This window comes from Rhizobium oryziradicis (assembly GCF_001939045.1).
GTDB lineage: Bacteria > Pseudomonadota > Alphaproteobacteria > Rhizobiales > Rhizobiaceae > Allorhizobium > Allorhizobium oryziradicis.
The window spans coordinates 374,651-390,490 of record NZ_MKIM01000024.1; the positions used below are offsets into that span (position 1 = coordinate 374,651).

Genomic DNA, 15,840 nt, shown 5'->3' on the forward strand with positions numbered 1-15,840 from the left:
GGAAAACGAAAAGTGAGTCTGAATGGCCGATTGGGAGGCGCAAAGCGGAAATCACGTCCGCTATCGGCCCGAAGCGGTCATGCTTGATAGCAGTTGCTACCTATGAGGTTTCGCTCCAGGACCTTTCCGCATCATCTCCCGGCTGCATCAGTATAGCTTCCCATCCTGCGACCGACTAACTTCAATGACCACGTAATGGCTTAGCAGATTGAAGCGCCGACTGCGCCTCCGGTTGATATTGCCCGTCGATGCATTAGGAACCGCGCCGCGCGCGCAATAAGCGTTTGCTGCGCGTGTGAGCGATCAATAGCTTGACGAACCTCTGATTGAGAAATACCGACAGTGATAGTCATGAATTGGATAGCGAGACCCTATGACCTTTGGTTTTAGACTTATTAGTGCGCGCACCACAGACAGAATTGAGATGTCGCGCTGGGACCTAACTCGCGAGCCGAGGCAGGGCAACTCGGTCGCTGTATCATTTCCCAATCCGGTTGCTCATCGCAACGATCAAAATGAGCATGTTTCAATTCTGTTGGGACGAAACGGGCAGGGAAAAAGTCGTCTGCTTTCCGCGATTGCAGGTTCAATAGAGCTGCTTGCCAGCTACAAAGCTAAAGGTCTGAGAAAGAATTTTCCACTCAGTGAGCTGGTTTACTCGATCGATGGCCAACTGCACGAATTCGCGTTCTCGCACGGTAAAGGGCTCTCGCTTTCCATCAACGGCGCTCGGACTGAAATTTCCGAGGTCATGCTCCCTAGTAAGGTGATCGCTTTGTCGATGACCCCTTTCGACAAGTTCCCGATCGGGAGCGCAAATCAAAGTCGTCTCGATTCGGCTAATCCCAGCGAAATTTATGATTACTTTGGTATGCGAGATAGAATGGGCCGAGCGTCTGTTACGACGCTATTGTTCCGTGCTGTCAGCGGACTATTCTCGCGATCACTGCTAATGGATAGGTCTCGTATCGCTGAGGTGTTCGATCTCATTGGGTATCGGACAAACATCACGACCGTCTTCCGAATAGATTCATCATCCGCTCTGAGAAATATCTCGAACGGTCAAAGTGAAAGCGAGGTTCTGGATCATTTTCCTCGCTCTGAACGCCGCCTAACAAATGAGTTCCGCGATGATCCTGAAGCTGCATATAAAATAAGAGCTGCAGCCTCCCGTGCCATTGACAAGGCAACAAATAATTATGTGGCAGTATCCCTGGACGTGAGACATCCATTAGATAGTGATGTTGCAGACTTCGAGCAAATGCAGCTTCTTCGGAGATACGGCGTCGTTCGGCTCGCTGCGGTCGAAGTCCAGAAAAAAACTGGTGAGCGCATCGATTTAAAGCAGGCAAGCTCTGGCGAGCTGAGTATAGCCATCAGCTTTATGTCGTTATCGTCATCGTTGGAAGATAACGCTCTCGTCCTGATTGATGAGCCGGAAACGAATCTTCACCCTGAGTGGCAATCAAAATACATAGATTTACTGACCAATACATTCTCAATGTACAAGGGATGCCACTATATACTTGCCACCCATTCGCCGTTGATCCTGGCAGATGCACCGCCTAGCGCGACGTTGTGTTCGGTTAGTGACGATGTCCCCACAAGCGGCAATGAGGTTTCAGGACGTTCCACCGATTTCCTTCTCGCGAAAGCTTTTCAAACGATAAGTGGCGATAACTCCTTCCTTCAGGAGCTTTTGGTGGCCGCGCTGCGGCTCGCTGCCGATGGAAAAACAAAAGACCCGGAATTCGTCGACACCATGAGCGAACTTCTCGAGATGCGGCCGCTCATCCAAGATAACCCTGGAGCGGTGGAGCTGATCAATGATTTAGAAAAAATCTATAAGAAATAGATGACATCAATGATTGCTAATCCCGCACAATATAGCGATACCGAGAAAAAAATAATCAGGGCGTTCTTGAAAGACGTGAATTTTACGTCGGGCACCTGGGCTGATCCAAATATCGAAGGCATCCGCTCCTCTGTGAAGCAACATTACATTGCAGAGCAGCAATATAGGTGCTGCTATTGTCAGCAAGAGTTGATCAATGAGCACGGTCGCGCTTGGGACGTGGAGCATGTCATTTCTCGCTCACAACACCCTCGGCTCATGTTTGAACCTCGAAATCTTGCGGTCGCCTGTACCGAATGCAATGGCAACAAGAGCAATGTTTCCGTCACTCGCAAGGAGTCCGTCCGGCTCCCGACGGCACCAGCAAGCTATTTGATAGTGCATCCGCACTTTGATCGGTACGAGGAGCATATTGAAATCGAAGGAAATTATACGTTCCACGCTCTCACCGACAAGGGAAGTTTCACTATTCATCATTGCGAACTTTATAGGATTAGAGCACGTATAGCGCGCATCAAGAAGCCAATTAGAGATCGGCGGTTCGAGCAGGATGTCGGTAATCTTCGTATGGCAAAGACAGTCGACGAAGCTAGGCCTGTGGTCGCCGCGATACTTGAAAGGATTAAAATCGAAGAAGAAGCAGGCAAAGCGCAATAAGGCAACTGTGGTTGGCTGCACCGCGGATTCGCTGTCGCAACTAGGTCTGGCAGAAGCACAAGCGTGCCGCGCGGACTGGGATTTGTGAGGAAGTCTCCCCTGACTCCGAGTATCAGATGTATCGGACTCCTCACTTGGCCTGAATGAGATCACTCCATCTGGAAGTGACCGCTTCTGGCGCTTTGCAGAATTGAGAAGCGAACAGGCTGGACTGTCTGCTTTTCGGCATCTGCCCAAGCTACTCTAATGACCGACATGGAGGCGCGAAGCGGCCATCCGCGCGGCGACCGCGGGAACGTAAACTTCAGCCCGAAAGCGGAAATTATTTCCGTTTCAGACCCGTATTGACTGATGCCCAAAGCCAGGGCACAAAGGTGGCGTCCACGGTCGCTCGCGATGGGAAAACAGAGGGAATTTCAAGACTTTTTAGCGAAGTCATTGAAATTATGTGGGAATCTAGCCCCCAGGTAAGTCATTTTTCACCGATTTTTCGATCCAAATTTGCGCCTATTTCCCGCCCGGAAAAGTGGCGTCTTCTCAACAAGTTGAGCAATCCTGGCTGCTGTTCTTAAGGCCATCCGTCGTGCTGAAACGGGTCTCGCAAAATCGGCTGGGGACCTGCTAGAGCATTTCCAGGAAAAGTGCGTAGCGGTTTTCCGTCCGGAAATGCGTAAAAACAAAAAGTTAGAGCGGTTCACTGTTTCCGTGAAACAGTGAACCGCTCTAGCGATGACCTCAACGGCGTATGGTTGTCAGGTCAAAATATAGCACGGACCCAAAAAGGTTATGCAGACCTGCAACCAGATGCCACCGAAGCGCTTGGCTGCTTCGCATCTCGACCGGCTGGCGCGTCTTCCAAGCGGCTGTACTACCTTTTCACCAGAACGCGCTTGAGCCTCCTTCGGACAGCAAAGAACTCACAACACCGATACTTCCAGTGGTCCTATTGAGTCGACAAGTGGACAGCCGGCATAATGTGGTTAGGGATTGGACAAACATAAGGCTCATTTTGTACGGCGTTTTGCCACTCGTCTTTTGCTTTCGCTAAAAGGTCTGGTGAGGTGGCCAAATCAAGACCTGTTGAGGCCAAGGCTTTCGCGGCGTGAACCATTGCTTTATGAGCGGCAGGGCTTCTTCCCTGTGCGACCACCTGCCATGTATGGGGGTTCGTTCCGATTGCCCAGGCCGGAGCCCAGCACTGCGCTGTCGGGGTAACGCGGCTCACGTCTCCGACGTCGGTAGACCCTGCCCGGAAGTGGGATTGGCCTTCGAAAGCGCGCAGGCCCGTGTGCAACGCGGTAGCTCCATCGATCTTCTCGTTGGAAAAGACATCCTGCTTGATCTGGTAAAGCTTGATGCTGCTCCTGATCGCTTCCTGCGTGAATGTCGCCTGGATCTTCCGAGCAAAATCAATGTCCGCCTCGTCGAAAGGCACCGGCCCGATCGCCACCAGATTTTCATGGATGGCGTTTTCGAGGGTCAGATTTGGTAGGAGGTTCGTCGCAGCGGTATCGAACACGATCTCGACCTCTGTTCCCGTCATCATCGCCGCCCCGCGCGCCACCTGATCGACACGTTCGGCCAGTGCCAAGGCCTGCGACAATTCGGGCGCACGTACAAGATAGAGTACCTCTGCTTTCGCCTGAACGACATTGGCGGCGCGCCCGCCAGCGTCGGTGATAGCGTAATGAACGCGGCAATCCTGCGGCATATGTTCGCGGAGGAAATTCACGCCGACATTCATCAGTTCAACGGCATCGAGAGCAGATCGCCCGAGATGAGCAGCGTTAGAGGCGTGAGCGGCAACTCCCTTGAAACGGTAGTAATATTCAAGCACCGCCAGATTGTTCGTTGATCTGACACCATTGAAAGGGGCCGGATGCCATGTCAGCGCAGCGTCGACGTCTTCGAATGCACGCGCCCGCACCATGAAGGTCTTGCCGGAACCGCCCTCTTCTCCGGGACAACCATAATATCGCACAGTGCCTCGCAGACCGTTGGCCTCCAGATACTTCGCCAGCGAAACAGCCGCCAACAGTGAGCCTGCGCCCAGCAAATTATGGCCACAGCCGTGACCACTGGCACCGGTTTCGCCCGCACGCGGCTCATCAATGCCCGCAAGCTGGCTCATTCCGGCAAGCGCGTCGTATTCGCCCAGAAAGGCGATGATGGGATTGCCGCTGCCATACTGTCCGATGAAAGCGGTTTCCATCCCTGCGATGTCTTGTTCAACCGCAAACCCATGCTGCTTCAGCGTTTGAACAAGGAGATCAGCCGATTTGAATTCATCAAATTTGAGTTCCGCAAAATCCCAGATCAGGTCGCTCAGGGAGGTAAAATCAGGCGCGAGACGGTCAATCGATTGCGTCAGGGATTTCAAGGCTGTTTGATCTGGCATGCTGTTCCTCAAGGCAAAGCGAAACCATGTCCGCCCATCGACGATGGCGGTGGCTTCTGTAAGGGAGAAAGGCACCGCACAGATACGGTGCCTTGCATGACGGGTTATTGGGCGAGTGACACTTCCCAGAGCCGCGCATTGGACTGCCAGACAGGCTGGCCTTGCAGGGACTTGGTTGCACCCCAGACATCAATCATGTCGTAGAGGAAGATGCCCGGCATATCCTGCAACATGAGTTCGTGAAACTGGTCGAAAATCACCTGCCGCTTTTTCTGATCGATCTCCGCATAGGCGGCCTTCATCAGCTCGACTGCCTTGGGATTGTCCCACATCAGCGAGGCATTCTTGTCCTTGTCGCCCACATAGAAGCTATACATCAGCGCGGGATCGAGACGCGGTGCAACGGATTGCGAAATGATCTGGTAATTGCCGGAGCGGCGGCGATCAACCTGCGTAGCATAGTCCAGCACTTCGATCTGCACATTGAGCCCGATCTGCTGCAACATGGCTTGCGCGATAACGGCAGCCGGGAAGCTCGGAACATTACCGCGCTTATTGGCAATGATGTTGATCTGCTCGCCCTTGTAGCCAGAGGCTGCAAGTTCCTTTTTCGCCGCAGCCAGATCGTAGGGAAGACGCTTCTTCTGGGTTTCGCTGAAGTAGATTGAATCCGATGCCACCATGGAGCCGTTCGCCTTGCCGGTTCCGTTGGAGGCCGCAGCAACAAGTTCATCCATGTCGAGCGCCATCGCCATGGCACGGCGAACGCCCGGCTTGCTCATCACGGGATCGCGTGTCTGGATGTAGAATAGGTTCTTGCCGTTGTTCTGCGAAATGATGACCTTCGCCTTCTGGCTTTTTTCGAACTCGGGAATAAGGTCAGGGGAAATCTCCGCCGTATCGAGCACGCCCGATTGCAGCCCAGCCTTCACGGTCGATGCATCGGGGATGACCATGAACTTGATGCCATCCACCAGCGGGCGTTTTGAGCCGACCATGCCATCCGGTTTGCCGTCATTGGCTGGCGATTGATATTCATTGAACTTGGACAGATGGATGTATTCGCCCTTCTTCCACTCATCCCATTTGAACGGACCCGTGCCGATAGGCTTATCGAAGGCACCATCTGCCTTGAGTGAATCCTTGGAGATCATTCCGGTATAGCCACATTCAGGCCGCGCCATCAGACCGAGGAAAACCGCCGAGGGCTTCTCGAGCGACATGGTCACAGTGTGGGCATCGATAACCTTGATCGCGGTTACCTTCACGGTTCCGCCATCGAAATCCTTGATGCAGGTCCATTTCGTGGCCGGGTCCATGTAGCGGTTCCAGTTCCACACCACATCATCTGCCGTCAGCGGCTTGCCATTGTGGAACTGGACGTTCTGGCGAAGCTTGAAGGTATAGGTCAGCCCGTCTGCGGATGTCTCCACGCTTTGCGCCAGCAGAGGCTTCACCTCGCCGTTATTGGCATAGCCCACCAGCCCTTCGACGATATGCAGAATGACGCCGTCCGTATTCCCATCACGGTTGACGCCAGGGATGTTGCTGCGCAGATCCGAACTTTGCGCAATCACAATATCGCGTGCCTGTGCAACGCCCGAAAGCGCAATCAGCATGGTTCCAGCAAGAGTTAAGCTTTTCATGTTCTACCCTCTGTTATTGTTCGTTGTGACGCTGTTGGTTCAGGCTCGAAAATCATCCCAGCAGACGCGCGAAAGACGGCCGATGGTTTCGAGAGAAACGGTGTAGCCCGGCGTTCCATCCGGCATTTCCTGCGGAACCTGATCGGTAAAAGCTGTGATGATGTAGAGCGGCTGGCCGTCATCGTAGACGATGCCAGCGTTCATTCGGCCGCGCTTCCCCGTGCCTCCCTTGTGTGCAACCACCGTGCCGAACGGTAGACGCGAGGGGATGGCGTATCGCAGGATCTGGTTCTTCAATGTCTGCAAGGCGTAGACACTCAAAGTTTTCGACACGCCGAGACGCTCCGAAGCTTCCTCAGACCTCTGCGCATCGAGAATTGACTGAAGCAGGAACATCTGGTCGCGTGCCGTCGTCGTGGTGACGGATTTCAGCGAATGATCGGGTGAAAGTGCCAGCGGGGGGATCAGAAAACGGTGGTGCGTGCCCACCATCCCGATGGATTGGCAATAGCTGTTTACTTCTTCCAGAGTGAGCCGCTCAAACACCATCTTGGTGCAGACATTGTCGGAAAGTACCATCATGCCGGTGATGGCATCGCGGAGCGAAATCACGATCCCAGGCGTCAGATAGCGAAACATTCCGCTAGCGACTTCTTCGGCAAAACGCGCTTCGTAGACAATCTGCTCATTAAGGTCGAGCCTGCCCTCATGCACGGCCTTGAGCGCTGCCATCATGATGGAGGTCTTGCGCGTGCTTGCCGAAGGTGTTTCCTCATCCGCTCCACGTTCAAAAACCTCGCCGGTGCGCAAATTCTTGATGCAGTACCGTGTGATGAAGGGCTGCGCATCGCAAACCGCATTCAGCCTCTCAGGTGTTGACCCCAAGCTGGCAGATGTCATGGGTGCTGTATTCATCGTCACGCCTCCAAGCGCCATTTGAGTTTCACGCCGCCGGTCTCGTTGAGATCGAGAGCGGGAATTGCCGAGAGAAGCCGCCGCGTATAGGCCTCCTTCGGCGTGTCGAAGATCGTGTTGCGATCACCCTGCTCGATGATCCTGCCGTCCTGCATGACGATGACGCGATCGGCCACCTGTTCGACCACGCCGAGATCGTGGCTGATGAACAGGCAGGAAAAGCCATAACGCTTCTGCAAGTCGGAAAAGAGCGAGAGCACCTGCGCGCGAACAGTCACGTCGAGCGCTGAAACAGGTTCATCGGCAATGAGAAAGCGCGGTCTGCGCGCAATTGCTCTGGCAATCGCCACTCTCTGTCGCTGACCGCCCGAAAGCTCGTGCGGATAGCGCAGCGCAAAATCGGCACTGAGGCCAACCTCATCCAGCGTTTCGTAAGCGCGCTTCATCTTTGCCGCACGCTCGATGCCCGGAACGAGACGCAAGGCTTCTTCAACAAGAGCAAGAATCGTCATTCTGGGATCGAGCGAAGAATAGGGATCCTGAAAAACCATCTGGCAATTGAGACGATAGTCGCGCCAGTCATGGTCTCGTGTGCGGCCCTGGAAGAGAACCTGGCCTTCGGTTTCCTTGACCAGTCCGGCGATTGTTCGCCCGAGCGTTGTCTTGCCGGAGCCGGAGCCACCAACCAGCGCCACCACTTCGCCTTCATGAATATCGATTGAGACACCATGCAATGCGCGCTTCGGCTCGCCCTTTTTGAGAAAGGATTTCCGTCCAGGATAATCGACGACGATGTTGCGAGCCGAGATCATCGGTGCGGATGTCGTATCGATGGATCGAACTTCGCCACGCACGGGCAAAGACGAGAGGAGCTTTCGCGTATAGGGGTGCTGCGGGCGCTCCAGTATCTGTTCCGTCGTGCCAGCTTCTACGATTGAGCCCTTCTCCATCACGACAATGCGGTCGGTGTATCGTGCCACCATTGGCAGGTCATGGCTGATGAGAAGGACGGCGGTGCCCTCCGCCTTCGTCAGTTCCACCATCAGTTCCATGACATCACGCTGGATCACCGCGTCCAGCGCGGTTGTCGGCTCGTCGGCAATCAACAAGGCTGGCTTTAAAAGCATGACGGATGCCAGCATGATGCGCTGGCGCATACCGCCTGAAAACTCGTGCGGATAGGAGTCAAGCGCTCTTTCGGGATCGCGAATGCCGACGCGCCCTAGCATGGAAAGGATTTTTTCGTGCCGAACAGAAGGCGTATCCTGCGTGTGAAGCGCCAGCCCCTCCTCCAATTGCCGCCCGATGGTCATGGAGGGATTGAGAGAGGTCATTGGCTCCTGAAAGACCAGTCCGATTTCCGCGCCACGGAGCGAGCGCAAGTCTTTCTCGCTGATGGCCGTGATGTCGCGGCCCTTGAAGATGATCGTGCCTGCTATCTTGCGTATGACGGGTGGCAGCAGAGAGACGAGCGCGCGTGTCGCCAGCGATTTGCCCGATCCGCTTTCGCCGACGATGCCGAAGATTTCGCCCGGTGCCACGTCGAAGCTGACATCCTTCACGACACCCACATCACGACGGGCGATCTGCAGCGAGAGATTGCGGACGCTGAGAAGTGTTCCTTCAGTCATTTCAAACCCCTCATGCGTGGGTCGAGCTTATCGCGCAGAGCATCACCGAGAAGGTTGATGCCAAGCAGGGTGAGAGCGATGCAGAGGCCGGGAAAGAGACCGAGCCAGACGGCCTGCTCGATGAAGGGGCGACCTGCCGCCAGCATATTGCCCCAGGTTGGTGCCGGAGGTGGCACGCCGAGACCGAGAAAACTCAAGGCGCTTTCCGAAAGAATGGCCCAGCCGAACATAGAGGTGGCAAGCACGGTGATCGGTGCGAGACAGTTGGGCAGGATGTGCCTGAACATCGTGAAGATCTCGCCATTGCCCATGACCCGTGACGCTTCGACGAATTCGCGCTCTCGCAGGGACAGCACCGCTCCCCGAACGACGCGCGCCATGGATGGCGTGTAGGCAATGCCAAGGGCGAAGATGATGCCGTACTGATTTGCGCCGAACACTGCGAGAAGCCCGAGCGCCAGCAAGATGCCGGGGAAAGCCAGCAGCGCATTGTTGACTGCCATGATCAAGCCATCGATCCAGCCGCGAGCATAGCCGCTCACCAAACCAATCAGGGTGCCTGCGATCACCGCGAAGCCAACCGTGAGGCAGCCGATCCAGACGCTGGCCCGTGCACCGACCATCAGGCGGCTCAGGACATCGCGCCCGAACTCATCCGTGCCGAGCAGATGGAGTGGGCCAGGTGCCGCAAGCCTTGCGGTGAAGCTCAGCTTCATGGGATCGAAGGGCGTCCAGAACAGGCTCAAGACGGCAATTGTCAAAAGGAAGGCGATGAGAACGCCGCCGATCAGGCCATTGAGGGATACGTGTTTCATTCGGCCACCACGCGCGGATCAAACAGAGGGTAAAGGAGATCGACAATCAGGTTGACGACCACATAGGACATGGCGACAAAGAGAAGGCAGCCCTGAATGACGGGGTAGTCCCGCTGAAAAATGCTATCGACCATCAGGCGTCCAAGGCCGGGAATAGTGAAGACTGTTTCGATGACGGCGATGCCGCCGAGCAGATTTCCAAGGATCAGGCCGATCATGGTCCAAGTCGGACCGAAGGCATTCTTGAAAGCGTGCTTCCAGAGAACCGCCTGCTCAGACAGGCCTTTAGCGCGGGCATGGGCAATGTAATCCAGCCTGAGAACCTCGAGCGTGGAAGCACGCGCCATGCGGATCAGAACACCAGCCTCGTGGATGACGAGTGTCATGATGGGCAGAACCAGATAGAGCAGGCCCGATACAAAATTATCAGAGAGGGAGACATATCCCAGCACCGGCAGCCAGCCGAGTTTCAGTCCGAAGAAGAGAAGCAAAAGCAATCCGAGCCAGAATGTCGGGATTGAAAGCAGAACTGTCGCCGTGCCAATCAGGAAAAGATCAGTCGCGCTGTTTTGACGCCAGGCCGCAATCACGCCCGCAGGTACTGCGATCAGGCTCGCCAGAATGACCGCGACGATGACGATCTCAGCGGAAACCATAAATCGCGAAACGACGAGTGGCAGCACCGGCTCCTTGTTGACGATGGACTGACCGAAATCTCCGCTTAAAACATTGCCAGACCAAACCAGAAACTGCTGGGGCAGCGATGTATCGAGCCCAAGCTCTACGCGCATCTCGGCAACCTGATCCGGTGTGGCCATATCTCCCAGCATCAGAGCTGCCGGATCGCCTGGTATGAATCGAATGAGCGCGAAGACTGTGATTGCGACGATCACCAATGTCGGGATCGCCATCAGCAATCGATGGAATATGAATCTTATCATCGGTTCCCCTGAACACGATTGTCGGGACCGGATCTACAAAGTCACCGGCTGTTATGGGAAAGACTATGACGGATCAAAAAAATGAGCGCAATCTTATGCATTTTCGTCATAGAATAATGCATAATCTGAAAGCACCGCCCGGTTTTGAACTCAGGCCAATGCCCGTCGTGACTTCAACCAGCCGCACTTTTCTGGGAGATTTCGATCTGTCGCTTGAGTGCTTCCATCAGGGCTTTCGCCGCTAGAGACGCTGATGTGCCCGAGGGTGTCGCCAGGGCAAATTCCTGCGTGGTGACAGGAACGAACGGACGCTGAACGATGGGAAGGTGCTGGTAGAGATTGGCAAAGAAGCTGCTCAAAATGGCAACGCCCAAGCCGTGCGCCACATAAGAGCAGGCGGAGCTGTTGGTGTGGGTCTCGATCTTCACGTTTTGCCTCACGGCTTCGCGCGAAAAAGTTTGATCGAGCAGCATGCGCGTTGGCCTCTGGCGGCCGATGAGGATCAGCGGCACCCCACGCAAATCCTTGGCGTGAATTTCTTTCAGCGATGCCAGTTTATGCCCTTCAGGCAGAACGCATACGCTGGTTCCCGTCGCAACGATTTCCATATCGATGCCGGGCAACACAGGATTTTCGTGACGCAGAAAGCCGAAATCGATGACCTTCTGTTCGACTAGGCGTGCAATGTTCGATGTCGTTTCAAAAAAGGTTTCGATCCGCACTGAGGGGTAGTCGCGCACGAAATCCGTCATCATGGCAGGCGCAAAGTTTTCCCACATGCTGCTAGGAAGCCCAACGCGCACCAGTTCCGGGCCCTTTGCACCGCTGCGAAGATCTTCTGCCAGTCCCGAAAATCTGTTCAGTCCAAGCAATATGGTTTCAGCATCTCGCGCCAGAATGCCAGCCTCAGGCGTGGGAATAAGCCTGCCCTTGTCCCTATCGAAAAGCCTCAGTTGCAGATCGGTTTCCAACTGCTGGAGCAGGCGGCTGACACCGGACTGGCTGAGCCCCATGCTTTTTGCGGTGGCAATGGTTGAGCCAGTCGCGAGGAGCGTTTTCAGAACCTCAAGCTGCCTGAAATTGATCATGCCGTCGTCACTCCCTCACCAGCCTGATACTTGGCTTAAGCCCATTCCCGGAGGTAGTTCAAGAAGTGCATGGCCATTTTCGGAAGCGGGGAAAGCTCGGAACTGACAATCGCGTAATCGACCAGGATGGTCGGTTCCAAGGGAACGAATGCCAGCGGCAAAGCCTGATATTCCAACGCCAGCAATTCACTGACGATAGCAATGCCGAGCCCTTGCGCAGCAAGAGCACAGGCGCAGCCGACCGAGTGCGCTTCGATGGCTGGGCGGCGGCGAAGACCGGCACGATAGAAGATGGCCTCCAATTCGTGGCGCACCGCACGCTCACGGTTTAGAAGAATGAGATTTTCGGTCTTCAACTGTTCGATGGTGATCTTCGAGCTTGCGGCAAGTGTATGCCCCTCATGCAGCGCGCAAATATTACGCGTCGGCATGACATGCTCTTCGCGAAGCCCCGGCGTCGGAGAAGGCAGGCGCGTGAAGCCGAGATCGACAGCCCCTTCCGCCACCATCCGCTCGATGACCTGGTAATTTCCAGACGCAATCTCGATTCGTACCGAACCGACTTCGGCCAGAAACCTCTTGACCAGACGAGGCACCAGCGTCGCGGAGAGGCTTGCGGGAAATGCCAGTCTCAGCGGAATATCCGTCGAACGCCCCTCTTCAAGCTCCTGGGCAGTGATCTTCAAGGCCGTCAGTTTGTCCGCAATGGCCCGAATTTGCGGACCCAACTGCATTCCTTCGCGCGTCATCGAGAGCCGGTTCTTATCCCTGTCGAACAGCCGCACACCGAGATAAACCTCCAACTGATGCAAAAGGCGGCTGGTGTTGGATTGGGAAATACCGAGATCAACCGCAGCGGCAATGGTCGAGCCGGTAGCCGCAATCGCATCGAATGCCTGGATATGCTTGATGCTGATCTGGACGTCGCCCGACTTTTTCATTCTCTTAACTCCCGGATAACGTCACCCGTAATCTGCATAAGATTGCGCCGGAAAAGGCACCCGTTCATCAATACCGCTCGCTGCGAAATTTGCAAGGACGCGCCAGAATGACAACGGTTCTCGAAAAAATTGCCCGACAGCTCATGTCCAGAACATCGTTTTCAGCTCTCGCGACGAAGCGGGCGGAAGACGCAATTGTGGATACGATCGGTTGCATGATTGCGGGCATGAATGACGCGTCCCCCCGGTCTATCGCCACGACTTTCGCAAATGAAATCAAACGAGATGGACCATCGCTGGTTTTCACAGGAGGCCGTGCGTCACGATCTGTTGCCGCTCTAATTAACGGCACCGCCGCCCATTGTCTGGACTTCGATGATAATTTCCATCCCGCACGCGCGCACGCATCTGCTGTTCTGGTGCCAGCCCTTCTCTCGATTGCGACAAGCAGCGATGACTTTTCAGGCCCCATGCTGGTAAAAGCCTACCTTGCAGGCCTTGAAGCGCAGGCATCGGTCGGCTTCGGCGTCATCCCCTCGCACTATAACCGGGGATGGCACGGCACATCGACAATAGGCTGTATAGGGGCCGCCGCAGGCGTGGCCGTACTTTTGGGGCTTGATGAGCCTCAGATAGCAAACGCCATGAGCCTTGCCACCAGCATGGCTTCCGGCCCCAAAGGACAGTTTGGAACGGGAGCAAAACCCTTTCATGCAGGCATCGCAGCTCGAAACGCGGTTGAGGCCGCGCTACTGGCCCAATCGGGTTTGACGGGCAGGCTCGATATTCTGGAACGTCCACAGGGCTTTCTCGATCTTTTTGGGGGCGACGAGGCGACCGGTTGGACGAATCTTTCATGGGACGAGAAACACATCATCGAAACCCGCGGTCTGGTCACGAAACTCCATCCGTGCTGCGCATCCACTCATCGCGCCATTGATGCCGCTCTGGATCTGCAAAAGGAGCATGGGTTTTCCATCGAGGACATCCAACGGATCGACACGAAAGTCGGGCGCTCAGCGGTCGACAATCTCGCCTACCCCGATCCTTCCAATGAAATGCAGGCCAGATTTTCGATGCAATATTGCCTTGCCGTCGCATTGACGAACGGCGGGCTGTCGCTTGGTGACTTCACTCCGCAAGCCGCCATACGGCCCGAACTGCGTTGTCTTATGGCGAAGATCAACATGACTTCGTATAGCGTTGAAGAAGAGCGCGGGGTCGAGCGGCTACCGCATCAAGTCCATATTTCGTTAAAGGATGGGCGCAGGTTCTCCACCGAGCGACTTCACGCCAACGGCTCTATAGCTGCACCTTCGAATGACGGGCAGAAGCTTGCAAAGTTTGAGGATTGCCTACGGTGGGCAGGACTTTCCACGGCGCATATCACACACTCCGACTTAAAAGCCATTTGCTCCGGAAAAAGCGTGAGGGCCATTACCGATAATGCGTTGCAAGTATTGAACCGTCATTTCCGCCGTTAAGCCATCTTTTGAGGCAACCTGACTTGAGATTTAACGGCAGATAATGTGTCGATCCAGCTTGAGCATTCAAAGAACTTCCGACGTCGAAATTGCTTGCGACGATACCCCATCGCTCATCGTGCCGTCGGCCATCCATTGATCTAAAGCTTTCAGATTGTTCTGAACTTAAATCACCGCCTGTCTGCGTCCGCTGGAGATACACGAAGCGGAAATTATTGCCGCTTTGCCCGTCCAGTTGACTGATGCCCAAAGCCAGGGCACAAAGGTGGCATCCACGGTCGCTCGCGGCGGGAAAACAGAGGGAATTTGAGACTTTTCCATTAAGTCATTGAAATGATGTGAGAATCCATGGTCCCCGGGCAATTGCAATTTGGGGCTATAGACACCGAATTCCTTGGATTCAGCAACATTCCGATTCTCTATTAATTTTTAGCTACTTAATGCCAGCGCAATGGCAAGCCCTTTGTGATGCGGGCGCAACGTACATTAACATAAAATAGCTGGGGACCCTGTTCCTTTGATTTCGCTCTACCGCTTTTTGCAGATTGCTGTATTGCAGATTCGGAACAGACACTGAGATAAATCGCTCATAGCTCTCGTTATGTTATTGCTTTCAGAATTGCAAAGGGTCGCCACCATCTGAAACTAGATCGCGTCATGTAGACTTGGATGGGTGCGAAACGTCAAAAGCCTGAGATCCTTTCCATCTCGTGGCATAAATTTCACGTTTATTTCGCCAGTATTTCTGGCTTCGTAGGTGCCATCCGCCAGCTTTGAACGTAAAGGCATCTGGTTCCCGCCGAGTATATAAATCCCGTTTTCAACTTCGGTGACAAAGAAGCCAACATGCCCATTTGCCGCCTTTCGCTTGTGTTGAAAAACGACAATGTCTCCTTGCGTCGGTTTCTCTGTGCCCGTCCCCCAGTCGCTGAATGATAATGCGGCGGCGCTTCTCGTACCTCCAATTGTAGCCGAATTACTGCGACCCCGTAGTCCTTGCTCGATGCAGGAGTTCACGAATGCTGCACACCAGGGAGTTATGTCGCCATTTGGCGTACGCAGTAAGGTAGCATCGAAAAAGCTGACAATCAGTGGATTTGCTCTAACGGGCCACTCTGTGCCATAGGTAAAAGAATTGGCACCTAACTCATCGTCCATCAGGCCAGTAGACAGGCTGTAATAGAACTGCGCGACGTTGAATGCCGTCGCATTGGTCGGCGCCCGCGATAAAATCAGGCGTGCGAGCTTTACCTCGTCACGGTAGGGCGGCTCATTGCCTCTTGCAGGTGGGGCATTTGCGAGCAGCTCATCCAGAGTCGGCACGATCACATCGGGCTCAAACCCAACCGGCGGCGCTTGGCCAAAAAGCTCAGGAACCGCCTGAGCCCAACGCGGAGTTAGGAACTGCGCGCTGGCTGCTCCGAATGCTAAGCTCAGAAGAGATCTACGTCCGCAATGAGTCATGTCCA

The 15,840-nt window shown here is 54.6% G+C and carries 12 protein-coding genes; 3 read left to right on the forward strand and 9 right to left on the reverse strand.

What is annotated here, in order from left to right; all coding sequences use genetic code 11:
- Positions 1-373: 373 nt before the first annotated feature.
- Together BJF95_RS07265 and BJF95_RS07270 are read left to right on the forward strand one after the other, a co-directional pair.
- Entirely contained in the window at positions 374-1,855 is a 1,482-nt protein-coding gene (locus tag BJF95_RS07265) for an AAA family ATPase (RefSeq protein ID WP_075638744.1), read from the forward strand.
- Positions 1,856-2,512: an HNH endonuclease gene (locus tag BJF95_RS07270; protein ID WP_075638745.1), complete on the forward strand. Its 657-nt coding sequence runs from the start codon at positions 1,856-1,858 to the stop codon at positions 2,510-2,512.
- 943 nt (positions 2,513-3,455) lie between these two features.
- On the opposite strand, the gene BJF95_RS07275 is transcribed toward BJF95_RS07270, so the two are convergent.
- The 8 genes from BJF95_RS07275 to BJF95_RS07310 form a co-directional block, all read right to left on the reverse strand.
- Positions 3,456-4,910, reverse strand: a complete 1,455-nt coding sequence (locus BJF95_RS07275) for a M20 family metallopeptidase (RefSeq protein ID WP_075638746.1) — start codon at positions 4,908-4,910, stop codon at positions 3,456-3,458.
- Positions 4,911-5,014: 104 nt separating this feature from the next.
- Positions 5,015-6,556 (reverse strand): ABC transporter substrate-binding protein, encoded by a 1,542-nt coding sequence (locus BJF95_RS07280; RefSeq protein ID WP_075638747.1) that lies wholly within the window; start codon positions 6,554-6,556, stop codon positions 5,015-5,017.
- Positions 6,557-6,595: 39 nt separating this feature from the next.
- Positions 6,596-7,456 carry a serine hydrolase gene (locus BJF95_RS07285; protein WP_139317439.1) on the reverse strand — a complete coding sequence of 287 codons (861 nt, stop codon included), beginning with the start codon at positions 7,454-7,456 and terminating at the stop codon, positions 6,596-6,598.
- A 17-nt stretch (positions 7,457-7,473) separates the two neighbouring features.
- Entirely contained in the window at positions 7,474-9,102 is a 1,629-nt protein-coding gene (locus BJF95_RS07290; protein WP_075638748.1) for an ABC transporter ATP-binding protein, read from the reverse strand.
- Positions 9,099-9,917: an ABC transporter permease gene (locus BJF95_RS07295; RefSeq protein WP_075638749.1), complete on the reverse strand. Its 819-nt coding sequence runs from the start codon at positions 9,915-9,917 to the stop codon at positions 9,099-9,101. The genes BJF95_RS07290 and BJF95_RS07295 overlap by 4 nt, the downstream gene beginning before the upstream one ends.
- Positions 9,914-10,858: an ABC transporter permease gene (locus BJF95_RS07300; protein WP_075638750.1), complete on the reverse strand. Its 945-nt coding sequence runs from the start codon at positions 10,856-10,858 to the stop codon at positions 9,914-9,916. Before BJF95_RS07300 ends, BJF95_RS07295 begins: the two co-directional genes overlap by 4 nt.
- 173 nt (positions 10,859-11,031) lie before the next feature.
- On the reverse strand, positions 11,032-11,943 hold the full coding sequence (locus tag BJF95_RS07305; RefSeq protein ID WP_075638929.1) for a LysR family transcriptional regulator: 912 nt from the start codon (positions 11,941-11,943) through the stop codon (positions 11,032-11,034).
- Positions 11,944-11,981: 38 nt separating this feature from the next.
- Entirely contained in the window at positions 11,982-12,887 is a 906-nt protein-coding gene (locus BJF95_RS07310) for a LysR family transcriptional regulator (protein WP_075638751.1), read from the reverse strand.
- A gap of 107 nt (positions 12,888-12,994) precedes the next feature.
- On the opposite strand from BJF95_RS07310, the gene BJF95_RS07315 reads away from it, so the two are divergent.
- Positions 12,995-14,371: an MmgE/PrpD family protein gene (locus BJF95_RS07315; protein ID WP_075638752.1), complete on the forward strand. Its 1,377-nt coding sequence runs from the start codon at positions 12,995-12,997 to the stop codon at positions 14,369-14,371.
- A gap of 645 nt (positions 14,372-15,016) precedes the next feature.
- On the opposite strand, the gene BJF95_RS07320 is transcribed toward BJF95_RS07315, so the two are convergent.
- Positions 15,017-15,835, reverse strand: coding sequence for a CHAP domain-containing protein (locus tag BJF95_RS07320; RefSeq protein WP_075638753.1), 819 nt, complete (start codon positions 15,833-15,835; stop codon positions 15,017-15,019).
- Positions 15,836-15,840: the final 5 nt, after the last annotated feature.